This is a genomic window from Stenotrophomonas sp. C-A (assembly GCF_054030835.1).
This window is the reverse complement of the sequence record NZ_CM132916.1, coordinates 1850902-1875106: the sequence shown is the minus strand read 5'-3', so window position 1 is coordinate 1875106 and position 24205 is coordinate 1850902. Positions and strand designations below refer to the sequence as shown.

The following is a 24205-nucleotide window of genomic DNA, read 5'->3' as shown; positions in this document are numbered from 1 at the left end:
GCTCGGTATTACTTGGCTTCGACGAAAATGTACTCGGCACCGGTCGGCTGGATGGCAGCCTGCACGCGGGCGTTGTCGGCCGACTGGCCGATGAAGACGACGCGGACGCCCTTCATCGAATCCGGCGACACGTCCTTGAACACGGCCTGGATCATGTCAGCCATCTTGCCCGAGGCCGACGAACCGAAGGCCAGCATGTTGCCCGGCTGCACGCCACGGGCCACGGCCTGGGTCGCGCTCTCGGTCTGGCGCTCGTACTTGGCCTGGAAGTCCGGGTCCGATTCCGGCGAGAGGTAGTACAGGAACGGGCTGTTGGTGATGTTGCCCATGTTCTGGATGGCCACTTCCTGCAGGTACTTCTTCCAGCCTGCATCGTCGTCCTTGGACGGGGCGACCAGGGCCTGCTTGGCCTCGTCGACCGGAGCGGCCTCTTCCTTCTTGCAGGCGGTGAAGGCCAGGGCCAACGAAGCGATCAGCATCGCGCGCATGGTGGTGTTCATGGGTTTCCTCCCGGAATGGTGCGTGGTGTTGTACGTAATGGGGTGCGGGTACAGCAGGGCTTACGACTGTGCCGCCTTCGCTTCGCGGACCTTGCGCAGGGCTTCGAGCACCGCGGCCGGCACGAAGCCGGACACGTCGCCACCCAGGCGCGCGATCTCGCGGACCAGCGAGGACGAAATGAAGCTGTGCTGCTCGGCCGGGGTCAGGAACAGGGTCTCGACCTCGGGAATCAGATGGCGGTTCATGCTGGCCATCTGGAACTCGTACTCGAAGTCGGACACCGCGCGCAGGCCGCGCAGCAGTACCCCACCCTGGACCGAACGTACGAAATGGGCCAGCAGGGTATCGAAACCGATCACCTCGACGTTGCTGTGGTGGCCGAGTGCGCCACGTGCCAGCTGCACGCGCTGCTCCAGCGGCAGCGCCGGGCCCTTGGACGGGCTCTGCGCCACGCCGACCACGACCTTTTCGAACAGCGGCGCGGCCCGGCTCACCAGGTCGATATGACCGTTGGTGATGGGGTCGAACGTGCCGGGATAAACGGCGATGCGGCGGTTGGCCACGGTCATGGGCGGTTGCAGATGTTCAGATGAGGTCAAAGTGTAGCAGTGGCGCGGCGGTACAGGGCAAAGCGCACCTCGCGGGTGCCGCCCTCGCGGTGCAGCAGCCAGTCCGGCGGCAGCACCGGCGTGTGACCGGCCGGCGATTCCAGGTACAGCCAGGCATCGGCGGCCAGATGCCGCGGCAGCTGCGCCAGCACGTCCTGCCACAGGCCATCCGCGAACGGCGGGTCGATGAAGACCAGATCGGCCTGCTGTGCCGGTGCGCCCTGCAGCCAGCGCAGCGCATCGGCCTGCACGACGGTGACCTGGTCGTAGGCCTGCAGCTTGGCCACGGCCGCGGTCAGATTGCGTCCCAGCTGCGCGTCGCGCTCGACCAGAGTGGCGTGGGCGGCGCCGCGCGAGACGGCTTCCAGGCCCAAGGCGCCACTGCCGGCAAACAGGTCCAGCACCCGCGCGCCGCCCAGTCTGGGCATCAACCAGTTGAAAAGAGTCTCGCGCACGCGGTCGCTGCTGGGCCGAAGCCCCGGAAGGGTCGGCACCGGCAGGCGGGTGTTGCGCCAGCGCCCGCCGATGATGCGGACCTGGCCGTCATTGCCCCCACGGCCGCTCATCGGCGCCCCCGGCGGGGTTCATTCGAGAATTTCAGCATGAGCAGGATTGTAGTTCGGCCGGGCTTTGCCCGGCACCCGTTGAAGCCGCAGCAACGGCCGAAGCAACTTCAAAAGCTGGTTTCCTGGGGGTTGGCGGGGTGGGTCCGGTTGCGGGGGACGCTGCAAGTCCCCCTCCGGGGCCCGGCCCAGCCGCTGGCGGCTGTGCGTTCGGGCACTTGCGAAGCAGTGCTTCGCAAGCAAAGCGCCCTCACCCATGTAAGCTCGGTCGCCGCATCCATGCGGCTCACGCCCCCTCAACCGGACCCACCCCGCCTTCGACAGTTTCTCGCCATCTGTCGGTAGATCCACGCCATGCGTGGATGAACATCTGTCAGATATCGAAGGATTTGAATGAAATCAGGAAGCCGCCGTTGCGACCGTCACCGGGAGCCTGTCAGAGGCGGGGCGGTGTGGGTTGGCAGGACCGTTGGCGCCATGGATGGCGCCATCGAGCCCCCAAGGACGGGTTTACGGCGTGTCCTGCCAACCCACACCGCCCCGCCATCCCACGGAATGCCCGCTCTTGCCGTTGCTGTTGCAGTTGCAGTTGCCTTGGCCTCTGCGGGTGCAGGGCGCCGCCCTGCCCGACCAACCCCTTGATTTCGGGACAATCAGCCATACCCCTTGGCGAGGCCGCACGCGCTGGCGCGGCATTGCACATGGAGCCTTAATCGATGACCGAGACCACCCAGACCGAAACCCTTGGCTTCCAGACCGAAGTCAAGCAGCTGCTGCAGCTGATGATCCACTCGCTGTACTCCAACAAGGAAATCTTCCTCCGCGAGCTGGTCTCCAATGCCGCCGACGCCGCCGACAAGCTGCGCTTCGAGGCCCTGACCCAGCCGGCCCTGCTGGAAGGCGACAGCGAGCTGCGCGTGCGCGTCAGCTTCGACGCCACCGCCCACACCATCACCATCGAAGACAACGGCATCGGCATGAGCCGCGCCGAAGCCATCGCCCACCTCGGCACGATTGCCAAGTCCGGCACCGGCGATTTCCTGCGCCAGCTGTCCGGCGACCAGAAGAAGGATTCGCAGCTGATCGGCCAGTTCGGCGTCGGCTTCTACAGCGCCTTCATCGTCGCCGACGAAGTGGAAGTGACCTCGCGCCGCGCCGGCCTGGCTGCAGGCGAAGGCGTGCGCTGGACCTCGCGCGGCGAAGGCGATTTCGAAGTGGCCACCGTCGACAAGGCCGAGCGCGGCACCCGCATCGTGCTGCACCTGAAGGACGGCGAGCACGACTTCGCCGATGGCTGGCGCCTGCGCAGCATCCTGAAGAAGTATTCCGACCACATCGGCCTGCCGATCCAGATGCCGAAGGAAGGCGAAGACGCCGCCGGCGAGTGGGAGACCGTCAACCGCGCCAGCGCGCTGTGGACCCGCCCGCGCACCGAGATCAGCGACGCCGAATACACCGAGTTCTACAAGCATGTGGCGCACGACCATAGCGACCCGCTGGCGTGGAGCCACAACAAGGTCGAAGGCAAGCTGGAATACACCTCGCTGCTGTACGTGCCCGGTCGCGCACCGTTCGACCTGTACCACCGCGACGCGCCCAAGGGCCTGAAGCTGTACGTGCAGCGCGTGTTCGTGATGGACCAGGCCGAGCAGTTCCTGCCGCTGTACCTGCGCTTCATCAAGGGCGTGGTTGATTCCAACGATCTGTCGCTGAACGTCTCGCGCGAGATCCTGCAGTCCGGCCCGGTCATTGATTCGATGAAGGCCGCGCTGACCAAGCGCTCGCTGGACATGCTGGAAAAGCTGGCCACCGACAAGCCGGAGCAGTACGCCACGTTCTGGAAGGAATTCGGCCAGGTGCTGAAGGAAGGCCCGGCCGAGGACTACAACAACCGCGAGAAGGTGGCCGGCCTGCTGCGCTTCGCCTCCACCCGCGGCGACGGCGACGCGCAGAGCGTGTCGCTGGCCGACTACATCAGCCGCATGGCCGAAGGCCAGGACAAGATCTACTACCTGACCGGCGAGAGCTACAGCCAGGTGCGCAACAGCCCGCACCTGGAAGTGTTCCGCAAGAAGGGCGTGGAAGTGCTGCTGCTGACCGACCGCATCGACGAGTGGCTGATGGGCTACCTGACCGATTTCGACGGCAAGAGCTTCGTTGACATCGCCCGTGGCGACCTCGACCTGGGCGCGCTGGAAAGCGAAGCGGACAAGCAGGAACAGGAAGCAGCGGCCAAGGACAAGCAGGGTCTGGTTGAGCGCCTGAAAACGGTGCTGGGCGATGACGTGGCCGAGGTGCGCGTGTCCCACCGCCTGACCGATTCGCCGGCGGTGCTGGCCATCGGCGAGCAGGACCTGGGCCTGCAGATGCGGCAGATCCTGGAGGCCAGCGGGCAGAAGGTGCCGGACAGCAAGCCGGTACTGGAGATCAACCCGGGCCATCCGCTGATCGCCAAGCTGGATGCCGAAGGCGATGGCGCACGTTTCGACGACCTGGGCCGGGTGCTGTTCGACCAGGCCGCGCTGGCCGCTGGTGACAGCCTGAAGGACCCGGGCGCCTACGTGGCGCGCCTGAACAAGCTGCTGCTGGAGCTGTCGGCCTGATCGGCAGGGTGGAGGTCAACCTTGGTGACGCGCTTTTGTAGAGTCGAGCCATGCTCGACTGCTCCATGAGTGCCAACCAAGGTTGGCACCTACCGAGGCGGGTCGAGCGTGCCAACCAAGGTTGGCACCTACCAGGGCGGGTCGAGCGTGCCCACCAGGGTTGGCACCCACCAGGAGCGGTGGTTGGCGCCTGCCGAGGGGGTTCAGACCTCGCGATCCAGCAGCGAGCCCAGCATCTGGTCCTGGCGACGGATCACCGTGGCATTGGCAGCGAAGGCCACCACCTCGGCTTTCGCGGCCAGCAGATCTCCCAGCGGTGCACTGACATCGGCGCCGCCAGGGGTCACCGAGGCCTGCACTCCGCCCTGCTCCACCGCACTACGCTGCAGTTGCAGGCGCTGGGCGTCCGGGGTCGCCAGATTGGCCACGTTGTGCGCGGCCACCTGCACGCCCTGCTGGGCTGCACGCATGCCACTGAGTGCCGCTCCCATCACGTTGTTCATGGCGGTCTCCGGGCCGCACTGCGCAGCCCTCCGGACCGGTTAACGGCCGATGGGCCGCGACCTTGAGTCCACATCGGCCCGACAGGCCCGAGTGGTAGCATATCCCTCTGATTTCAGCGCCTTTTGCCAATGCTCAGTTTTTTCCGCCGCAAGAAGCCCCAGGATGCCCCCGCAGCGGAGGCACCCAAGACCCAGCACTACTCGGCTGAAGAGCTGGCGGCGGCGTTCCCGTCGGCCGCGCCGGTCGAGGACAAGCAGCCGGCACCCGTAGCGGCACCGGCCGAGCCTGTACCGGTCGAGCCGCCTCCGGCAGCCGTCGTTCCGGTCACTGTCGAACCCACACCGGTGATTCCGGCTCCAGCCGCACCGGTTCCGGCAGCTTCGGCGCCGATCGACGTCGCCCCCGTCACGCCCCCGGTCATCGAACCGGCACCGGCACCTGAGTCCACCCCGGCCCCGGTCGCCGACGACCTGCCGGCCGCTGCTTCGGTCGACGCCGTGCCCGCTCCGGCCGGCAAGCCCGGCTGGCGTGAGCGCCTGCGCAACAGCGTCATCGCGCGCAGCTTCGGCGGCCTGTTCTCGCGCAACCCCAAGCTCGACGACGACCTGCTGGACGAGCTGGAAACCGCACTGATCACCGCCGACGTCGGCGTGGGTGCTACCACCGACCTGGTCGAGGGCCTGCGCAGGCGCATGAAGTCGCGCGAGTTCGCGGACGCCAATGCGCTGCTGGCCGCGCTGCGCGCCGAACTGATCGCGATCCTGCAGCCGGTGGCCAAGCCGCTGGTGATCGACCGCAACGCCAAGCCCTTCGTGGTGCTCACCGTCGGCGTCAACGGCGTCGGCAAGACCACCACCATCGGCAAGCTGGCCAAGCGCTTCAAGGATGATGGCCACAGCCTGATGCTGGCCGCGGGCGATACCTTCCGTGCCGCCGCCGTGGCCCAGCTGCAGGCCTGGGGCGAGCGCAACGGTGTGGCCGTGGTCGCGCAGGGCCAGAACGCCGATGCCGCCTCGGTGGCATTCGACGCGCTGCAGGCCGGCAAGGCCCGTGGCACCTCGGTGCTGATTGCCGACACCGCCGGCCGCCTGCACACCCAGTCCGGCTTGATGAACGAGCTGGGCAAGATCCGCCGTGTGCTCGGCAAGATCGACCCCACCGCGCCGCACGAGGTGCTGATGGTGATCGACGGCACCACCGGCCAGAACGCGCTGTCGCAGCTGCGCCAGTTCAACGCCGCAGTGAACGTGACCGGCTTGGTGGTGACCAAGCTGGACGGCACCGCCAAGGGCGGCGTGGTGTTCGCGCTGGCCCGCGAATTCGGTATTCCGATCCGTTTCGCTGGTATCGGCGAGCGCCCGGAAGACCTGCGCGTGTTCGATCCGGAAGCTTTCGTCGACGCCCTGCTGCCTGAAGCTTTGGGCGCCTGATACACCGTGCAGCCACCGCACTCTGGTGCAGCCACCCATGGGGTGGCTCTACAAGGGTTAACCCACGGGTGGCTGCCTCTCTGGAACACCGATGCCCCGCCAGCCGCACGCCAGCGCCGACACCGCCCAGCACGACGGCTTCGTCGCCCGCCTGCTGCACTGGTTTGACGACCACGGCCGCCACGATCTGCCCTGGCAGCACCCACGCAGCCCCTACCGGGTCTGGCTGTCGGAGATCATGCTGCAGCAGACCCAGGTGGCCACGGTCATCCCGTATTTCCAGCGGTTCCTGCAGCACTTCCCGACCCTGCCCGACCTCGCCGCTGCCAGCAACGATGCGGTGATGGCGCAGTGGGCCGGGCTGGGCTACTACGCCCGCGCGCGCAACCTGCACGCCGCCGCGAAGCGCTGTGTGGAACTGCACGAGGGCGACCTGCCGCGTGATGTCGAGGCGCTGCACGCCCTGCCCGGCATCGGCCGCAGCACCGCCGGTGCGATCCTCAGCCAAGCCTGGAACGACCCGTTCGCGATCCTCGATGGCAACGTCAAGCGCGTGCTGAGCCGTTACCACGGCATCGACGGCTTCCCCGGCCTGCCGGCCATCGAGAAGCAGTTGTGGGCCATCGCCGAGGCGCACGTGGCGCAGGTACCGGCCGGGCGCATGGCCGATTACACCCAGGCGCAGATGGATCTGGGCGCCACCGTCTGCAGTCGGGCCAAGCCGGCGTGCGTGATCTGCCCGCTGCAGGACGACTGCGTGGCGCGTCGCGAAGGCCGCACCGCTGATCTGCCCACGCCCAAGCCCAGCAAGACCCTGCCCGAGCGCGAAGCGGTCGCCCTGCTGCTGCGTGACGCCCAGCAGCGCGTGCTGCTGCAGAAGCGGCCGGATACCGGTATCTGGGCGCAGCTGTGGACGCTGCCGCAGGCCGACGCCGGCAGCGCGCTGCAGGACTGGTTCGATGCCCATGTCGACGGCTCGCTGGAAGACGCCGAGGAACTGCCGGTGCTGCAGCACACCTTCAGCCACTACAGGCTGCATCTGCAGGTATTGTCGCGGCAGGTACACGGCCTGCGCGTGGAAGAACCGACGCTGCGCTGGGTGGCTGCCGACGAACTGCCCGCGCTGGGCCTTCCGGCGCCGATCCGCAAGCTGCTCGACGGCGCCACGATCAAGACGTCGAAACGAACTTCCAAGAAGCCCCGCAACCACGAGTGAGTGCCATGCCCCGAACCGTCTTCTGCCAGTACGAACAACGCGATGCCGAAGGTTTGGACTTCGTGCCCTACCCCGGTGAGCTGGGCCAGCGCATCTTCAACAACATCGGCAAGCAGGCCTGGGCCGCGTGGCTGGCGCACCAGACCATGCTGATCAACGAGAACCGGCTGTCACCGCGCACGCCGGAGCATCGCGCGTTCCTTGAAGGCGAACTGGTCAAATTCCTGTTCGAGAAGGACGCGGAGAAGCCCGCAGGCTTCGTTCCGGAAGCCTGACAACAAAAAGGGGACGGAGGGGATTAAGTCGTTTGTGGCACAAACGACTTAATCCCCTCCGTCCCCTTTTTTGATCATTTGGCCGGGGAGGTCTCCGCCTCGCGCTCCTGCACCTGCGCCTGGCGCAGCTCCTGCTCGGAGGCACGCAGCGCCTTCACGTCCAGCTTGCGGATGCTGTTGATGAAGCAAGGCATGCGCGGGCCGCCGGTGGGGTCGCGCACCAGCACCTTGTCAAAGCGCGCCGAGACACGGTTCATCTGGCTGGTCAGGCCGATGGCGGTGGCATACGGCAGGTCCTGGCAGGGGCCTCTCAGCTCCAGCAGGTAGGCCTCACTGGGACGCGTCCACACCGCCAGCGCGCTGTCACCCAGCTCGGTCCAGCCATTGAGGGTGCCGAAGAACTGCATGTCGTTCTGCGGCGCACCGGCGTGGGCACGGTAAAGGTCAAGCTTCTCGGCGCTGCTGAGCCGGCCGGTGGTGGCACAGGCGGCCAGGGCCAGGCAGAGGCCGGCCAGCAGGAGCGGGGTCTTCATGGCGATCTCCTCGGGGAACTGTCGCCATCATGCGCCTGGCTTGGCAACGCCGGTGCGACGGCCGACAGCCCCATTCAGGCGCCGGTCGGCGGTCGACCAAGGTCGACCTCTACCAAAGCGGGTCCAGAACGTCGGATTCCGGTAGACGCCAACCTTGGTTGGCGCTTGCCCTGCAGGAGCAGCCGACCAAGGTCGGCTTCTACCAGAGTCCGTCCGACCGCTCAGACGTCGGCGTGGGCCAGTGCGTGCAGGCGCCCTTCGCGCAGCTCCAGCACCCGGTCCAGGCGACGCGCCAGGCTGCGGTCATGGGTCACCAGCACCAGGCTGGTGTGACGTGCACGATTCAGCTCCAGCATCAGCTCGAACACCGTTGCAGCAGTGCGGTCATCCAGGTTGCCGGTCGGCTCGTCACCGAGCACGCAGGCCGGATGGTTGACCAGTGCTCGCGCCACCGCAGCACGCTGGCGCTCGCCGCCGGACAGCTCGCCCGGCTTGTGGTCCAGGCGGTGGCCGAGGCCGACCGCTTCCAGCAGCGTGGTTGCCCGGCTGCTCGCTTCGGCCACCGCGGTGCCAGCCAGCAGCACCGGCATCATCACGTTTTCCAGCGCGGTGAACTCCGGCAGCAGGTGATGGAACTGGTAGACGAAGCCCAGCGCCTGGTTGCGCAGCAGGCCACGCGCGGTATCCGACAGCGCCGACATACGCTGGCCGGTCACATAGACCTCGCCCGCGGTCGGAATGTCGAGGCCGCCCAGCAGGTGCAGCAGCGTGCTCTTGCCGGCGCCGGAGGCACCGATGATCGCCACGGTTTCGCCGGCGGTCACGGTCAGGTCCAGGCCATCGAACACCGGGGTCTGCATGCGTCCTTCGGCGTAGGTCTTGCCCAATGCTTCGGCACGGATCACTTCATCGCCGCGGTTGAAGACCTTATTCATAACGCAGGGCCTCCGCCGGCTGGGTGCGCGCTGCCCGCCAGGCGGGATACAGGGTGGCCAGGAAGCTCATCAGCAGTGCGACCACGGTGATCGCCACCACGTCGCCGGTCTGCATGTCGGTCGGCAGGCCGGTGATGTAGTACACATCCTCCGGCATCAGCTTGACATTGAACACGCTCTCGATGGCGCCGAGGATGCGCTCCAGGTTGAGGGTCAGGGTGATGCCACCGATCAGGCCGGCCAGCGTGCCGAAGATGCCGATCAGCGAGCCCTGCACCATGAATACCTGCATCACGCCACCCGGGGTCAGGCCGAGGGTGCGCAGGATGGCGATGTCGGCCTGCTTGTCGGTCACCAGCATCACCTGCGAGGACACCAGGTTGAAGGCGCCCATGGCGATGATCAGCGACAGCAGGATGCCCATCACCACCTTCTCCATGCGCAGCGAGTGGTAGAGGTTGGCGTTCTGCTGGGTCCAGTCACTCACGCGGTAGGCACCACCGAGGTTCTGCGCCAGATCCACGCCCACTTCCAGCGAGCGGTCCATGTCGTGCAGTTTCAGGCGCACGCCGGTGGCACCGTCGCTGCGCAGCACGCGCTCCAGGTCCTTCATGTTGGCGAAGCCGACGCCACGGTCGACTTCGTTGTAACCGGCCTCGAAGATGCCGCTCACGGTAAAGCGTTTCATCCGTGGCACCGCACCGGCAGGCGTGCCCTGCACTTCTGCAAAGGTCACCAGAACCTGGTCGCCGACATCGACGCCCAGCCAGATCGCCAGCTCCTTGCCCAGCAGCAGGTTGAAGCTGCCCGGCGTGAGGCTGTCATAGCTGCCCTTGGTGACCTTCTTGTCGATCACCGACACCTTCGGCTCCAGCGCCGGGTCGATGCCCTGGATGATCGCACCCTGCACGCGCGGGCCGCTGATCATCGATTGGATCTCGATGTACGGCGCGGCACCGGCCACGCGCGGGTCCTTGCTGGCCACATCGACCACCCGCATCCAGTCCGGCATCGGCTCGCCGTCACGGCTGATGGTGGTGTGGGCGGTCATCTGCAGCAGGCGGCTGCGGATTTCCTTCTGGAAACCGCTCATCACCGCCAGGGTGGTGATCAGCACCGTGACGCCGAGCGCGATGCCCAGGATCGATGCCATCGAGATGAAGGAGATGAAGCCGTTGCGGCGCTTGGCGCGCAGGTAGCGCAGGCCAATGGCCACGGGAATGGGTTTGAACATGCAGGCACGCCGGTCAATTCAGCTTATGGTGCCATCGACCGGGGCCGACGGGAAACGCTACGTGCGGCCACGGCCAGTCGCAGTTCACGTCGCTGCCCGGAATCGAGCACATCCGGCCAGAACAGCAGGCGCCGGCGGCGCCGATCCTCACGCCAGAGCAACAGCAGCCAGGGGCCACGCACGACCAGTTGTGGCGCATCGACGTCCTGCCCGGCCACCTGCAGCGGCTCGGACGGTACCGGCAGAAGCACCTGCACGCGTGGCCTGCGCTGGCGCCAGGCCAGTTCGGCCAACCCGATGCCCCAGGCCAGCAACACCGCGGGAATCAACAGCCGCGGCGGCAGATCCGATGCGCGCAGCAGCCAGGGTGCGGCCAGCAGCACCGCCAGCTGGGCGGCGGCCTGCAGCCGCGAGGGGCGCCACTCAAGGCTTGAGGGCGAGGATCTTCTGCATGAGGGGGATCGCGTGCGCATGTGGGCAGGCCTCATAGCCCATGAACCAGCGCCACAACTTATCGTCCTCGCAATCGAGCAGGAACAGGAAAACCTCGCGCTCTTCGGTCGGCGCAGTGCTCCATTCGTGGTCGAGGTAACGGCCGAACAGCTGGTCCAGCTCGCGCATGCCGCGGCGGCAGCGCCAGCGCAGCTTCTTCAGCAAAACGTCTTCTTCCATCGTGCTTCTCCAGATACAGCAAAGCCACGCATGGCGTGGCTCTACTGGGGTCATGCAACTACCCTGCGCCGTATCAGGCGCGGCGTTCCATCATCAGCTTCTTGATCTCGGCGATCGCCAGCGCCGGGTTCAGGCCCTTTGGGCAGGTCCGGGCACAGTTCATGATGGTGTGGCAGCGGTACAGCTTGAACGGATCTTCCAGATCGTCCAGGCGCGCACCGGTGTCCTCATCGCGCGAATCGATGATCCAGCGGTAGGCCTGCAGCAGGATCGCCGGGCCCAGGTAACGCTCGCCGTTCCACCAGTAGCTCGGGCAGCTGGTCGAGCAGCAGGCGCACAGGATGCACTCGTACAGGCCGTCCAGCTTCTTGCGGTCTTCCGGCGACTGCAGGCGCTCGCGGTCCGGCGGTGCCGGGGTCTGGGTGCGGATCCACGGCTTGATCGAGGCGTACTGCGCGTAGAAGTGGGTCAGGTCCGGAACCAGATCCTTGACCACGTTCATGTGCGGCAGCGGGTAGATCGGCACTTCCTTCTTGCCGCAGTCCGAGATGGCTCGGGTGCAGGCCAGGGTGTTGGTGCCGTCGATGTTCATCGCGCACGAACCACAGATACCTTCGCGGCAGGAGCGGCGGAAGGTCAGGGTCGGGTCGATCTCGTTCTTGATCTTGATCAGGGCGTCCAGGACCATCGGGCCACAGGCATCCAGATCGACTTCATAGGTATCGGTGCGCGGGTTGCTGTCGTCGTCCGGACTCCAGCGGTAGATCTTGAAGGTGCGCACGTTCTTGCCGCCGTTCTTGACGGGGAAGTGCTTGCCCTTCGTGATCTTGGAATTCTTGGGGAGTGAAAACTCGGCCATGGCTGCTCTCGTTGGCTCAGGCGGCCCGCGCCCTTGGGCGCGGATTGCATGGTAGGCGGGGTCGGATCAGTACACGCGCGGCTTCGGCGGCACTACGGACACGTCGTCGGTCAACGTGTACATGTGCACCGGACGGTAGTCGAAGCTGCACTTGCCCTTCTCGTCGACGCTGACCAGGGTGTGCTTCTGCCAGTTGACGTCGTCGCGGTCCGGGAAGTCCTCGTGCGCATGCGCGCCGCGGCTTTCCTTGCGCTGTTCGGCCGAGTTGATCGTCGCCACCGCGTTGAGCAGCAGGTTGTTCAGCTCGTAGGTCTCGATCAGGTCCGAGTTCCACACCAGCGAACGGTCGGAGACCTTCACGTCCTGGAACGAGTCGAAGATCTTGTCCATCTTCTCGCAGCCTTCCTTCAGCGTCTGGCTGGTGCGGAAGACCGCCGCGTCGGCCTGCATGGTGCGCTGCATGCGATCGCGGATGACCGAGGTCGGGGTATCGCCGTTGGCGTGGCGCAGCTTGTCCAGCAGGCCCAGCGCCTTGTCGCAGGCATCAGACGCCAGCGGCTTGTGCGACGCGCCCGGCTTGATGGTCTCGGCGCAGCGGTTGGCCACCGCACGACCGAACACCACCAGGTCCAGCAGCGAGTTCGAACCCAGGCGGTTGGCACCGTGCACCGACACGCAGGCGGCTTCGCCGATCGCGTACAGGCCCGGGATCACCGCGTCGGGGTTGTCGCCATCCTTGCGGACGACTTCACCGTGGTAGTTGGTCGGGATGCCGCCCATGTTGTAGTGCACGGTCGGGATGACCGGGATCGGCTGCTTGTGCACGTCGACGCCGGCAAAGATGCGGGCGCTCTCGGCGATGCCCGGCAGCTTGTCGTCGATCACGCCCGGGCCGAGGTGGGTCAGGTCGAGCAGGATGTGGTCCTTGTGCTCGCCGACGCCGCGGCCTTCGCGGATCTCGATGGTCATCGAACGGCTGACCACGTCGCGCGAGGCCAGATCCTTGTAGTGCGGCGCATAGCGCTCCATGAAGCGCTCGCCGCTGCTGTTGCGCAGGATGCCACCTTCACCGCGGACACCCTCGGTGATCAGGCAGCCGGCGCCGTAGATGCCGGTCGGGTGGAACTGCACGAACTCCATGTCCTGCATGGCGATGCCGGCACGCATGGCCAGGCCGCCACCGTCGCCGGTGCAGGTGTGCGCCGAGGTGGCGCTGAAGTAGGCACGGCCGTAGCCGCCGGTGGCCAGCACCACGCCCTGGGCGCGGAACAGGTGCAGGGTGCCGTCGGACATGTCCAGGGCCAGCACGCCGCGGCAGGCGCCTTCGTCGTCGAAGATCAGGTCGAGCGCGAAGTACTCGATCATGAAGCGCGCATCGTGCTTCAGCGACTGCTGGTACAGGGTGTGCAGCATCGCATGACCGGTACGGTCGGCCGCCGCGCAGGTACGCTGCGCCGCCGGGCCTTCACCGTACTTGGTGGTCATGCCACCGAACGGACGCTGGTAGATCTTGCCTTCGGCGGTGCGCGAGAACGGCACGCCGTAGTGTTCGAGCTCGATGATGGCCGGGATGGCCTCACGGCACATGTATTCGATGGCGTCCTGGTCGCCCAGCCAGTCCGAACCCTTGATGGTATCGAAGAAGTGGTAACGCCAGTCGTCCTCGCCCATGTTGGCGAGTGCGGCCGAGATACCGCCCTGGGCGGCAACGGTGTGCGAACGGGTCGGGAAGACCTTGGTCAGGCACACGGTCTGCAGGCCCTTGGCGGCCAGGCCGAACGTGGCGCGCAGGCCGGCGCCGCCGGCGCCGACCACGACCATGTCGTACTTGTGTTCGGTGATCTTGTAAGCGGACATCTAATCTGGATTCCTGTGTTGGTGCCTGGGCTCAGGCAACGCCGAGGGCGATGCGGCCCACCGCAAACACACTGACGATCATGCCGAGCACGGCGACAAACTTCACCGCGGTCTGCAGCACCAGGGCCAGCAGCGATTCGTGGATGTAGTCTTCCAGCACGACCTGCATGCCGAGCTGCGCGTGCCAGAACATGGCGATCAGCAGGCCGATCAGCGGCACTGCGTTCCACGGCTTGGCCACGGCGGCGGCGGCGGTCGCGTAGTCCGAGCCCAGCAGGCCCAGCACGAAGACCAGGAACCAGATGCCCAGCACCACGAGCGCGGCGGCGGTCAGGCGCTGGTGCACGAAGTGCTCGGTACCGGTCTTGGCCGAGCCAAGGCCGCGCACGCTCTTCAACGGGGTACGGAACTTGCTCACGCGGCACCTCCGAACATCACATAGGCCCACACCAGCAGGGTGATCACCAGGCTGCCGGTGACCGACAGCCAGCTGCTGCGGATGAAGGCGGGGATGCTGAAGCCGATGGCGAAGTCCTGCACCACATGGCGGATGCCATTGCACAGGTGATAGGCGAACGACCATGTCCACGCGAACAGGAACACGCGGCCATACCAGGCCCCGGCATGGCCGGTGAAGCAGTTCCAGGATTCGGGCCCCATCATCAGGGCCAGCAGGCCGGCGGCGATGATGAGGGCACCAACAGACAGAAAGACGCCAGTGGCTCGATGCAGGATCGAGGTGGCCATCTGAATCTGCCAGCGATACACCTGAAGGTGCGGGGAAAGTGGGCGTTGTCTGGTCGCCATTCGCTGGGCTCGTTGTCTCGGCTGGGCGGCACACGGCCGCGTTGGCTCAATGCTGATCAGAAATCGATGCAGCGTCCGTTTTTCTCCCAATCGCCATACCGCACCGGATCAAGTCCGCCGCGGCCGCCGAATTCCTCTGCTTTTTCCTGTTCCACGGGCACGGGTGCCGCGGGGACCAGCGGGGCTTCAGATTCGTCGTCGGGAGTGGGGGTTGTTTGGCCTATCATGTTCGGTCTCGCAACGCACAAATTTTAGACCTCGTTCACGTGCCTGACAACCTGCCCCCTGCTTTCGTCGGATATCCGCGCCTGCCCGGCCACCAGTTGCTGAGCCTGCAGGGCACGGATGCGGCCGTTTTCGCCCACGCCCAGTTCAGCGGCGACGTCACTGCCTTGCCCCTGCTGCACTGGCAGTGGAGCGCCTGGCTGAGCGCAAAAGGCCGCACCCTGGCGGTGTTCCAGCTACTTCGGCTGGCCGACGACCACGTGATGCTGGTGCTGGCCGACGGCGATGCCGATGCGATTGCGTCGCAACTGCAGCGCTTCGTGTTCCGTCGCAAGGTGAAGGTGCAGGTGCGCAGCGATCTGGCGGTGGCCGGCGCCTTCACCGCGCCCGAAGCCGCCAGCAACGCCGCGATTGCGCACGCCGCAGCGGACGGCTGGGAACTTGACCTGGGCAGCGATGCGCTGCCGCGCACCCTGCGCATTGGCGCAGCTGATGCCTTTGCCGCCGGCAGCGAAACCGATGAGGCCGCTTTCGCCCTGGCCTGGCGCCAGGCCGACCTGCGCTACGGGTTGCCGCGACTGGAAGAAAGCCAGCGCGAAGTGTGGACCCCCCAGCAGCTGGGCCTGGACCGCCTGAACGGCTACAGCGTGAAGAAGGGCTGCTATCCCGGCCAGGAAATCGTCGCGCGCACCCACTTCCTCGGCAAGGCCAAGCGCGCGGTACAGCTGCTGCATACCGCAGCACCGGCGCAGGCCGGCGATGGCGTGCAGCAGGACGGCGCAGCGCTGGGCACGATTGCCAGCGTGGCCGGTGAGCTGGCGCTGGCGGTGCTGCCGCTGGAGGCCAGCGACGCCGAGCTGCAGGTGGGTGGTGCGGTGGCGCAGCGTGTGCCGCTACTGGATGGATTGGCGCGCTGAGGTTCACGCCGGGCACGGCCCGGCGCTACCGCCACCATGGTGGGTGCGGACCGTTGGTCCGCACTGCAACGAAGCAGCCGAGCGTGGGCTCGGCTCTACAGAATCAGAGGCGCTCGCCGGTTTCCGGGTTGAAGAAATGCAACCCCTGCGGGTGGATCGCCACGCGGATCTGCTCGCCCACCGCCGGCAGCGCCTGCGGCGCCACGCGCATGGTCAGCGCATGCTGGCCACTGCTGAGGTTGACGAAGATCTCGTTGCCGACCGGCTCAATGCCTTCGATGCGCGCAGTGAACGCATGCGCATCATCGGCGGCCGCCGGCTGCAGGTGCTCCGGCCGCACACCCACCGCGATCGGCTTCTGCAACCACGCTGGATCGATCGTGGCCTGGCCCAGCGGTGCACGCCATTCGCCGTCGACCACGGTCACGCCACCGGCGTCGCCCTGCAGCGTGCCACGCAGCACGTTCATCGCCGGGCTGCCGAGGAAGCCGGCCACGAACAGGTTGGCCGGGCGGTCGTACAGCGCCATCGGGGTATCGATCTGCTGGATGATGCCGTCCTTCAGCACCACGATGCGCTGGCCCAGGGTCATCGCTTCAACCTGGTCGTGCGTCACGTAGATCATGGTGGTGCCCAGCTTGCGGTGCAGCTGCGCGATTTCGGTGCGCACGCTATGGCGCAGCTTGGCATCCAGATTGGACAGCGGTTCGTCGAGCAGGAACACCGCCGGCTCGCGCACCAGCGCCCGGCCCAGCGCAACACGCTGGCGCTGGCCGCCGGACATCGCCTTGGGCAGCTTGTCCATCATCTCAGTCAGGCCCAGCGTCTGCGCCGCTTCGGCGATGCGCTTGTCGATGGTCGCCTTGTCATGCCCGCGCAGCTTCAGGCCAAAGGCCAGGTTCTCGGCCACGGTCATGTGCGGATACAGTGCGTAGCTCTGGAACACCATCGCGATGTCGCGATCCTTCGGCGCCACGTCGTTGACCACGCGATCACCGATGGTCAGCGTGCCGCCGCTGATCTCTTCCAAGCCGGCCACCATCCGCAACAGGGTCGACTTGCCACAGCCGGACGGACCGACCAGCACCATCAGCTCGCCATCGGCGACCTCGAAGCTGGCGTCCTTCACCGCGACCTGGCCGTTGTCATAGACCTTGCGCACACCCTGCAACTGCACTTTTGCCATTTCACCTTTCCGGTCCGCCCGAAGCCGGGCTGTCTTTTGGGACTGCCTCGGCCCTCCCGATGGCAGTGATGATTGCGCGCTTGCCGCATGACGGCGAGCACTGCAATCGAATACAGTTGCCCATTCTGCCATGTAAACGTTTTCACGTGGCACTATCCGATGATCGGTGCGCACCGATCTGCGTCGGCGGTTGAACGAAGCTTCCGCCGAGGTAGTGGTTTCGAATGGAACGGTCTTCCGCCACCCCGGAGATCGCCCCTGACGAACCTCGGACAGGCAGTTGCGCGGATGTCCCCCGAACCCAGCCATGAAGCGATTGACAACGATGTCACCCGGATCTGAAACTCGAGCGATGCACGACACCCTCTTCCTGTTCGGTGCCACAGGTGATCTGGCCCAGCGCTACCTGTTCCCTTCGCTGCTTCGCCTGCTTGGCGACGGCCTGCTGCCGGAGGACTTCCGCATCCGTGCGCTGGCCCTGTCCGGGCATGACACCGAAGCCTTCCATGACATCCTGCGGCCGCGCCTGCAGCAGGCCATGCCGATGGCCACGCAGGACGACATCGGTGCCCTGTTGCGCCGCATCGACTACCGTTCGGTGGATCTGCGCGACGTCGACTCGGTTGCCGCCGCGGTCTCCGACCTGGTGCACCGCAAGTGCGTCAGCTACCTGGCCATCCCGCCGGGCCTGTACATCTCCACCTGCGAAGGCCTGGCCAAGGGCGGCGCACTTGCCGCACCGGCACGCCTGATGCTGGAGAAGCCGATCGGCAGCGACAGCGAGAGCGCCGAGGAAATCATCAGCACCATCGGCCAGTGGATCGACGAGGACCGCGTGTTCCGTCTCGACCACTACCTGGGCAAGGCGGCAGTTCAGAACCTGATCGCGCTGCGCTTCGGCAACACGCTGCTGGAGGCAGTGTGGAACCGCAACTACATCGAATCGGTGCACATCCTGGTGGCCGAGAGCGAAGGCGTGGATGGCCGCGACGCCTACTACGCCCGCTCCGGCGCGCTGCGCGACATGGTGCAGAGCCATATTCTGCAGCTGCTGTGCATGGTGGCGATGGAACCGCCGGCGTCGCTGGAAGCCGACCGCATCCGCGACGAGAAGGTCAAGGTACTGCGCGCCCTGCGTCCGCTTGATGCCAAGCACGCCGCGCGTGACAGCATCCGCGGCCGCTACACCGCCGGCACCATCAACGGCCAGCCGGCACAGGCCTACCAGCCGCCGGAAGGCAGCGACGTGGAGACCTTCGCCGGTGTCACCGCGCACATCGACAACTGGCGCTGGAGCGGCGTGCCGTTCCACCTGGTCACCGGCAAGCGCCTGCCCGAACGCACCACCCGCGTGGTGGTCACGCTGAAGCCGGTCACCCACTGGCTGTTCGAGCGCCCGCAGCGCGCGCAGGCCGCACCGAACCGCCTGGTGTTCCAGCTGCAGCCGCAGGAAAACATCGAACTGGGCCTGATGAGCAGCCTGGCCGGCCCGGAATGGGGCGCGCTGGAACTGCACCCGCTGGAGCTGGAGCTGTCGGTGCCGACCGGCCTGCACCGCCGCATCGCCTACGAACGCCTGTTCCTGGATGCCTTCAACGGCAACCACACGCTGTTCGTGCGCGATGACGAAGTGCGCGCCGCCTGGGCGTGGATCGACAGCGTCGCCGATGCCTGGAAGGACGCCAAGCTGCCGCTGGAACCCTACCCGGCCGGCCAATGGGGCCCGAGCAATGCGGGCGAGTTCCTTCCGCAGGGTGTGGACGCACCGGACACTGGAGCCTCGGCATGAGTGCCAGTTCGCAGCCGGTGCTGGTCGCCGACATCGGCGGCACCAACGCCCGCTTCGCCCTGGCTGACACCTCGCAGGACGCACCGCTGCAGAAGGACAGCATCCGCGAGTATGCGGTGGCGGAGTTTCCCTCGCTGGGTGATGCCGCACGCCACCATCTCGAACAGATCGGTGCCACTGCAAGCCGCGGCGTGTTCGCGGTTGCCGGTCGGGTCGATGGAGACGAAGCGCGCATCACCAACCATCCGTGGGTGATCTCGCGCAGCCGCACCGCCGCCATGCTCGGTTTCGACGAACTGCACCTGATCAACGACTTCGCCGCACAGGCGATGGCGATTTCACTGCTGCAGCCCGATGACGTGGTCCAGGTCGGCGGTGCCGCCTGGGTCCCCGGCAAGCCCGGCCAGCCCCGCAACTACGCGGTGATCGGCCCGGGTACCGGCCTGGGTGTCGGCGGCCTGATCCTGCGCCACGGGCGCTGCTACCCGCTGGAAACCGAAGGCGGCCATGTCAGCTTCCCGCCGGGAACCCCGGAGGAGATCCGCATCCTGGAAATCCTGTCCGAGCAGTTCGGCCGCGTCTCCAACGAGCGACTGATCTGCGGCCCCGGCCTGGTCAACATCCATCGCGCGGTGTGCGAGCTGGCCGGTATCGATCCCGGCCAGCTGCAGCCGGTGGACGTGACCGCCCGCGCCCTGCATGGCGATCCGCAGGCAATGCGCACCGTGGACGTGTTCTGCGCGGTGTTCGGCGCCATTGCCGGCGACCTGGTGCTGACCCAGGGTGCCTGGGATGGCGTGTTCCTGACCGGCGGTCTGACCCCGAAGATGCTCGATTCGCTGCAGCACTCTGGTTTCCGCCAGCGCTTCGAACACAAGGGGCGGTTCTCTTCGATCATGGCGCGCGTTCCCTCGTTGGCCGTGATGCATCCCCACGCCGGATTGCTGGGCGCCGCCGCCTATGCCGCCGACGCCGAACGTGACGCACCTGGAGTTGCCGCATGAGTCCCACCTTCCACGACGACCGCATCGAGTTCATCAGCCACGGCGATGCCGATGGCTGGATCGAGGCAGTGGCCGCCGAGATGGCGCAGACCCTCAACCACGACATCAACGAAGTGGGCCGCGCCCGCATCCTGTTGTCCGGCGGCACCACGCCGGCGCCGGTCTACCAGGCTCTGGCCGAGTTGGACGTGCACTGGGACCGGGTGGAAGTGAGCCTGGCCGACGAGCGCTGGCTGTCGCCGCAGGATCGCGACAGCAACGCCTGGCTGGTGCGCGAGCACCTGCTCAAGCGCGCCGAAGGTGCGCATTTCGATCCGCTGGTGCGGATCGGCAAGCCGCTGCCGGAGTGCGTTTACACCGCCAACCTGCAGGCCCAGCACAGCCAGCCGCCGAGCCTGGTGGCACTGGGCATGGGCAACGACGGCCACACCGCCTCGCTGTTCCCGGGCTCGAAGGACCTGGCCCGCGCACTGGAAAGCACCCTGCCCTACGCGGCACTGGACGCCACCGGCTGCCCGGGCGCGAACCAGTGGTCGCTGCGCATCACGCTGACCCCACACGGGCTGGGCCAGTGCCGCCAGCGCCTGCTGCTGCTGCGCGGCAAGCAGAAGCTGCAGGTGCTGCGCCAGGCGCTGGACAGCAACGACGCCCAGCAGTACCCGATCCTCAATGCAATCAACCTGGACGGCGCGCGCCTGCGCGTGCACTGGGCTGATTGATGTCGGCGGCGGCGCCGCGCCGCCGCTTGCCTCTCGCCACCACGAACGCCGGTAGCCAATGAGCCTCCATCCGCAACTGCAAGCCATCACTGAGCGTGTCATCCGCCGCAGCGCCGCCTCGCGTGCCGCCTATCTGGCCGCGATCGATGCCTCCCTGCGTGAGGGCCCGTTCCGCAGCCGCCTGAGCTGCGGCAACCTCGCCCACGGATTCGCCGCCTGTGGCGGCACCGACAAGAGCCGCCTGCGCGGTGGCGTGACGCCGAACCTGGGCATCATCACCGCCTACAACGACATGCTGTCGGCGCACCAGCCGTTCGAGACCTATCCCGAGCAGATCCGCGACATCGCCCGCGAGCTCGGTGCTACGGCACAGGTGGCCGGCGGCGTGCCAGCGATGTGCGACGGCGTCACCCAGGGCCGTGGCGGCATGGAACTGTCGCTGTTCTCGCGCGATGTGATCGCCCAGTCGACCGCGATCGGGCTCAGCCATGACATGTTCGACACCACCGTCTACCTCGGCGTGTGCGACAAGATCGTGCCGGGCCTGCTGATCGGTGCGCTGGCCTTCGGCCACCTGCCGGCGGTGTTCGTGCCGGCCGGCCCGATGACCCCGGGCATTCCGAACAAGCAGAAGGCCGAAGTGCGCGAACGCTACGCCGCCGGCGAAGCCACCCGCGAAGAGCTTCTGGAAGCCGAGTCCGCGTCGTACCACGGCGCTGGCACCTGCACCTTCTACGGCACAGCCAATTCCAACCAGGTCTTGCTGGAAGCGATGGGCGTGCAGCTGCCGGGCGCGTCGTTCGTAAATCCGGGCACGCCGCTGCGCGATGCACTCACCCGCGAAGCGACCGAACGTGCGCTGGACATCACTGCGCTGGGCGATGACTTCCGTCCGCTGGGCCGGATCATCGACGAGCGCGCGATCATCAACGCGGTCATCGCGCTGATGGCCACCGGCGGTTCGACCAACCACACCATCCATTGGATCGCGGTGGCACGTGCGGCCGGCATCGTGCTGACCTGGGACGATTTCGACGAGCTGTCGCAGCTGATCCCGCTGCTGGCCCGCGTCTATCCGAACGGCGACGCCGACGTGAACCGCTTCGCTGCGGCCGGCGGCCCGGCGTTCGTGTTCGGCGAGCTGATCAAGGCCGGCCTGATGCACGGCGACCTCGTGAGCGTGGCGCGCGGCGGCATGGCCGACTATGCGCGCGAGCCGCAGCTGCGCGACGGCCGGCTGGTCTATCTGCCGGGCCTGGAACGCAGCGCCGATGACGAAGTGGTGCGTGGCGTCGACAATCCGTTCGAGCAACAGGGTGGCCTGCGACTGCTGCGCGGCAACCTGGGCAAGTCGCTGATCAAGCTGTCGGCGGTGAAGCCGCAGTACCGCACGATCGAAGCGCCGGCCGTGGTGGTCGATGCACCGCAGGTGTTGAACAAGCTGCATGCCGGTGGCCTGCTGCCCGAGCATTTCGTGGCGGTGGTGCGATACCAGGGCCCGCGAGCGAACGGCATGCCCGAACTGCATTCGCTGGCGCCGCTGCTGGGCCTGTTGCAGAACCAGGGCCGGCGCGTGGCGCTGGTTACCGACGGCCGCCTGTCCGGCGCCTCGGGCAAGATTCCGGCGGCGATCCACGTGACGCCGGAGGCTGCCCGCGGCGGTCCGCTGGCGAAGGTCCGCGAGGGCGACATGATCCGCCTGGATGGCGAGGCCGGCACGTTGGAAGTGCTGGTGGATGCGGCGGAATGGGCCGCACGTCCGCTGGCGCCGAACACCGCGCCGGCCGCGCATGACCTGGGCCGCAACCTGTTCGCGATCAACCGCCGCGTGGTGGGTCCAGCCGACCAGGGGGCGATTTCGATTTCGTGCGGGCCGGCGGCGGCTGATGGCGGGCCGTGGGATTACGACGCGGAGTATGAGTTGGGACACGATGCCGCGGCGGCGGCAGCGCCGCATGAGGCGAAGGACGCCTGAAGCGAAAAGCCGCGGCAGGCTTCCCGGCTTGGGCAGTAGAGCGCCCTTGGACAATTCCCGGCGCGTCATCTGCGCTGCGGCCACTGAATCAAGAAGAGCAAAGGCAAGGGCAAAAGCATGGGTATCGAACAACATCAGGTGAAGGCGGCGGAGCTGTTGCATGCGGCGGGCATCCTGCCGGTGGTGACGATTCATACGCTGGACCAGGCGCGGGCGGTCAGTGCGGCGCTGCTGGAAGGTGGCCTGCCGGCCATCGAACTGACGCTGCGGACGCCGGTGGCGATGGAAGCGCTGGCGATGCTCAAGCGCGAGCTGCCGGATGTGGTGGTGGGCGCGGGCACGGTGCTGACCGTGGAGCAGATGCAGCAGTCGATCGATGCGGGCGCGGATTTCCTGGTGACGCCGGGTACGCCGCCGGCCCTGGCTGATGCGCTGGCCGCTGCGCCGCTGCCGGTGGTGCCGGGTGCGGCCACGCCGACCGAGCTGCTGTCGCTCTACGCGCGCGGCTTCCGTGTGTGCAAGCTGTTCCCGGCCACGGCCGTGGGCGGGCTGGCAATGATCAAGGGCCTTGCTGGCCCGGTGGCTGACCTGAAGCTGTGCCCGACCGGTGGCATCACCGAGAACACCGCCGCCGAATACCTCGAACAGAAGAACGTGGTCTGCATTGGTGGTTCGTGGATGGTGCCGGGCAACTGGATCGCCGACGGCGAATGGGACAAGGTGCGCGCCAGCGCCGCCGACGCCGCGAAGATCATCCAGCGCGTGCGCGGCCACTGAGCCCAACGCAGCTGTAGAGCCGAGCCCACGCTCGGCTCCACGCCAGCGGAATGGAAAGCAGCCGAGCATGGGCTCGGCTCTACAGGACCAGCATCCAGAGCGGGCAAAGCGCGCGACCCGCTCCCGCTCTTCCTTCTTCATTCCGCGGTGGACGCGCACGGAACCTGTCCGTGGCCCTGCGGAGGGATGGCGCGACCGAGCCTCCAGAATCCAACCGCACCACCACCGCGAGGGGCTCAGCCGTTGGCCGAATCCCTCACAGCGGCCGTGCCGGATCCACCAACCCGTACTGGCTGGCCATCCGCGCCAGCGCGATGTTGTCGTGGATCCCCATCTTCTCGAACAGCCGCGCCTTGTGCGTGTTCACCGTCTTCGCACTCAGGCTCAGGCGCCGCGCAATGTCTTCCTGGCGCAGGCCTTGGGTCAGCAGCAACGCCACTTCCAGCTCGCGCGGCGACAGGCTGTCGAACGGCGAACCATTGCCTTCCACCGTCGACAACGCCAGATTCTGCGCGATGCTGGTACCCAGGTAACGACGGCCACCGGCCACGTCGCGCACCGCACGCAGCAGTTCCTGCGCATCGCAGCCCTTGCCGATGTAACCGGCAGCACCGGCTTCGAGCAGCCGCTTCGGCAGCGGGCCATCTTCCAGCACCGACACGATCACCACGCGGGTATTGCGGTGGCTGCGCACGATGCGCTCGGTCACTTCCATGCCGCTCACACCCGGCAGGTGCAGGTCGCACAGCACCACGTCCGGCAGCAGCTGGCGGACCTCGCGCAGCGCGTCCTCGCCGGTCTCGGCTTCGCCCACCACCTCGATGTCGGTTTCCCCCGACAGAATCATCTTCATCCCGGTGCGGACCAGTGCGTGGTCATCCACCAGGTAGACTCGAATCGTCATTCACGTACCTCTTCGAATGCGGCCATTGCAGGTCAAGCTAGGTGGGGTGCCGATACCCCTGCAAGCGCGTTCGGAATGCGACCCCGGCAATCTGCCTTGCGCATCACAGTAC

Annotated in this window: 26 protein-coding genes; 10 read left to right on the top strand and 16 right to left on the bottom strand. The window is 66.9% G+C overall.

The genetic code is table 11. From position 1 onward, the window contains the following. Positions 1 to 8: 8 nt before the first annotated feature. The 3 genes from ACW5IY_RS08970 to rsmD are packed head-to-tail and all read right to left on the bottom strand — an operon-like array spanning position 9 to position 1675. Positions 9 to 500: a hypothetical protein gene (locus tag ACW5IY_RS08970; protein ID WP_004153167.1), complete on the bottom strand. Its 492-nt coding sequence runs from the start codon at positions 498 to 500 to the stop codon at positions 9 to 11. Positions 501 to 560: 60 nt separating this feature from the next. After that, positions 561 to 1070, bottom strand: coding sequence for a pantetheine-phosphate adenylyltransferase (gene coaD / locus ACW5IY_RS08965; RefSeq protein ID WP_010484372.1), 510 nt, complete (start codon positions 1068 to 1070; stop codon positions 561 to 563). Positions 1071 to 1096: 26 nt separating this feature from the next. Continuing rightward, positions 1097 to 1675, bottom strand: coding sequence for a 16S rRNA (guanine(966)-N(2))-methyltransferase RsmD (gene rsmD, locus ACW5IY_RS08960; protein WP_049434898.1), 579 nt, complete (start codon positions 1673 to 1675; stop codon positions 1097 to 1099). A 713-nt stretch (positions 1676 to 2388) separates the two neighbouring features. Here rsmD and htpG point away from each other — a divergent pair. Then, positions 2389 to 4275 carry a molecular chaperone HtpG gene (htpG, locus tag ACW5IY_RS08955; RefSeq protein WP_049434167.1) on the top strand — a complete coding sequence of 629 codons (1887 nt, stop codon included), beginning with the start codon at positions 2389 to 2391 and terminating at the stop codon, positions 4273 to 4275. A gap of 203 nt (positions 4276 to 4478) precedes the next feature. Here the strand turns inward: htpG and ACW5IY_RS08950 are convergent, their stop codons facing one another. Further along, positions 4479 to 4778, bottom strand: coding sequence for a hypothetical protein (locus tag ACW5IY_RS08950; RefSeq protein ID WP_049434168.1), 300 nt, complete (start codon positions 4776 to 4778; stop codon positions 4479 to 4481). A 129-nt stretch (positions 4779 to 4907) separates the two neighbouring features. Between ACW5IY_RS08950 and ftsY the strand changes: the two genes are divergently transcribed. From ftsY to ACW5IY_RS08935, 3 genes are all read left to right on the top strand, one after another. Continuing rightward, on the top strand, positions 4908 to 6209 hold the full coding sequence (ftsY, locus tag ACW5IY_RS08945) for a signal recognition particle-docking protein FtsY (RefSeq protein ID WP_049434170.1): 1302 nt from the start codon (positions 4908 to 4910) through the stop codon (positions 6207 to 6209). Between the two features lie 91 nt (positions 6210 to 6300). Then, positions 6301 to 7425 carry an A/G-specific adenine glycosylase gene (mutY, locus tag ACW5IY_RS08940; protein ID WP_049434172.1) on the top strand — a complete coding sequence of 375 codons (1125 nt, stop codon included), beginning with the start codon at positions 6301 to 6303 and terminating at the stop codon, positions 7423 to 7425. Between the two features lie 5 nt (positions 7426 to 7430). Continuing rightward, a complete protein-coding gene (locus tag ACW5IY_RS08935) occupies positions 7431 to 7700 on the top strand; it encodes an oxidative damage protection protein (RefSeq protein ID WP_019661206.1) in 270 nt (89 codons plus the stop codon). Between the two features lie 74 nt (positions 7701 to 7774). Here the strand turns inward: ACW5IY_RS08935 and ACW5IY_RS08930 are convergent, their stop codons facing one another. The 10 genes from ACW5IY_RS08930 to ACW5IY_RS08885 form a co-directional block, all read right to left on the bottom strand. After that, positions 7775 to 8233 carry a DUF6491 family protein gene (locus ACW5IY_RS08930; protein WP_049434174.1) on the bottom strand — a complete coding sequence of 153 codons (459 nt, stop codon included), beginning with the start codon at positions 8231 to 8233 and terminating at the stop codon, positions 7775 to 7777. A 221-nt stretch (positions 8234 to 8454) separates the two neighbouring features. Beyond that, positions 8455 to 9168 (bottom strand): lipoprotein-releasing ABC transporter ATP-binding protein LolD, encoded by a 714-nt coding sequence (gene lolD, locus ACW5IY_RS08925; RefSeq protein ID WP_005409083.1) that lies wholly within the window; start codon positions 9166 to 9168, stop codon positions 8455 to 8457. Next, entirely contained in the window at positions 9161 to 10402 is a 1242-nt protein-coding gene (locus tag ACW5IY_RS08920) for a lipoprotein-releasing ABC transporter permease subunit (protein WP_049434175.1), read from the bottom strand. Before ACW5IY_RS08920 ends, lolD begins: the two co-directional genes overlap by 8 nt. 23 nt (positions 10403 to 10425) lie before the next feature. Next, positions 10426 to 10875 (bottom strand): hypothetical protein, encoded by a 450-nt coding sequence (locus tag ACW5IY_RS08915; RefSeq protein ID WP_049434178.1) that lies wholly within the window; start codon positions 10873 to 10875, stop codon positions 10426 to 10428. Beyond that, positions 10826 to 11074 carry an FAD assembly factor SdhE gene (locus ACW5IY_RS08910; protein WP_005409080.1) on the bottom strand — a complete coding sequence of 83 codons (249 nt, stop codon included), beginning with the start codon at positions 11072 to 11074 and terminating at the stop codon, positions 10826 to 10828. The genes ACW5IY_RS08915 and ACW5IY_RS08910 overlap by 50 nt, the downstream gene beginning before the upstream one ends. Before the next feature lie 73 nt (positions 11075 to 11147). Continuing rightward, positions 11148 to 11933, bottom strand: coding sequence for a succinate dehydrogenase iron-sulfur subunit (locus tag ACW5IY_RS08905; protein ID WP_005409079.1), 786 nt, complete (start codon positions 11931 to 11933; stop codon positions 11148 to 11150). Between the two features lie 66 nt (positions 11934 to 11999). Continuing rightward, positions 12000 to 13790, bottom strand: a complete 1791-nt coding sequence (gene sdhA, locus ACW5IY_RS08900) for a succinate dehydrogenase flavoprotein subunit (RefSeq protein ID WP_049434180.1) — start codon at positions 13788 to 13790, stop codon at positions 12000 to 12002. Positions 13791 to 13821: 31 nt separating this feature from the next. Beyond that, positions 13822 to 14208 (bottom strand): succinate dehydrogenase, hydrophobic membrane anchor protein, encoded by a 387-nt coding sequence (sdhD, locus tag ACW5IY_RS08895; protein ID WP_049434183.1) that lies wholly within the window; start codon positions 14206 to 14208, stop codon positions 13822 to 13824. Continuing rightward, a complete protein-coding gene (gene sdhC / locus ACW5IY_RS08890; RefSeq protein ID WP_005409076.1) occupies positions 14205 to 14597 on the bottom strand; it encodes a succinate dehydrogenase, cytochrome b556 subunit in 393 nt (130 codons plus the stop codon). Before sdhC ends, sdhD begins: the two co-directional genes overlap by 4 nt. Before the next feature lie 56 nt (positions 14598 to 14653). Then, positions 14654 to 14824, bottom strand: a complete 171-nt coding sequence (locus ACW5IY_RS08885) for a DUF1674 domain-containing protein (protein ID WP_005409075.1) — start codon at positions 14822 to 14824, stop codon at positions 14654 to 14656. 39 nt (positions 14825 to 14863) lie between these two features. Between ACW5IY_RS08885 and ygfZ the strand changes: the two genes are divergently transcribed. After that, positions 14864 to 15739 carry a CAF17-like 4Fe-4S cluster assembly/insertion protein YgfZ gene (gene ygfZ, locus ACW5IY_RS08880; RefSeq protein ID WP_049434185.1) on the top strand — a complete coding sequence of 292 codons (876 nt, stop codon included), beginning with the start codon at positions 14864 to 14866 and terminating at the stop codon, positions 15737 to 15739. Between the two features lie 103 nt (positions 15740 to 15842). On the opposite strand, the gene ACW5IY_RS08875 is transcribed toward ygfZ, so the two are convergent. After that, a complete protein-coding gene (locus ACW5IY_RS08875) occupies positions 15843 to 16925 on the bottom strand; it encodes an ABC transporter ATP-binding protein (RefSeq protein ID WP_010484335.1) in 1083 nt (360 codons plus the stop codon). A 352-nt stretch (positions 16926 to 17277) separates the two neighbouring features. Between ACW5IY_RS08875 and zwf the strand changes: the two genes are divergently transcribed. From zwf to eda, 5 genes are all read left to right on the top strand, one after another. After that, positions 17278 to 18714 carry a glucose-6-phosphate dehydrogenase gene (gene zwf, locus ACW5IY_RS08870; RefSeq protein ID WP_049434187.1) on the top strand — a complete coding sequence of 479 codons (1437 nt, stop codon included), beginning with the start codon at positions 17278 to 17280 and terminating at the stop codon, positions 18712 to 18714. Beyond that, positions 18711 to 19718 carry a glucokinase gene (glk, locus tag ACW5IY_RS08865; RefSeq protein ID WP_049434189.1) on the top strand — a complete coding sequence of 336 codons (1008 nt, stop codon included), beginning with the start codon at positions 18711 to 18713 and terminating at the stop codon, positions 19716 to 19718. The genes zwf and glk overlap by 4 nt, the downstream gene beginning before the upstream one ends. Next, positions 19715 to 20437, top strand: a complete 723-nt coding sequence (gene pgl, locus ACW5IY_RS08860) for a 6-phosphogluconolactonase (protein WP_049434190.1) — start codon at positions 19715 to 19717, stop codon at positions 20435 to 20437. Before glk ends, pgl begins: the two co-directional genes overlap by 4 nt. A 58-nt stretch (positions 20438 to 20495) precedes the next feature. Further along, positions 20496 to 22412, top strand: coding sequence for a phosphogluconate dehydratase (edd, locus tag ACW5IY_RS08855; RefSeq protein WP_049434192.1), 1917 nt, complete (start codon positions 20496 to 20498; stop codon positions 22410 to 22412). A 117-nt stretch (positions 22413 to 22529) separates the two neighbouring features. Next, on the top strand, positions 22530 to 23189 hold the full coding sequence (gene eda, locus ACW5IY_RS08850; RefSeq protein WP_049434194.1) for a bifunctional 4-hydroxy-2-oxoglutarate aldolase/2-dehydro-3-deoxy-phosphogluconate aldolase: 660 nt from the start codon (positions 22530 to 22532) through the stop codon (positions 23187 to 23189). 256 nt (positions 23190 to 23445) lie between these two features. Here the strand turns inward: eda and ACW5IY_RS08845 are convergent, their stop codons facing one another. Then, entirely contained in the window at positions 23446 to 24093 is a 648-nt protein-coding gene (locus ACW5IY_RS08845) for a response regulator (protein WP_004153112.1), read from the bottom strand. Positions 24094 to 24205 lie beyond the last annotated feature (112 nt).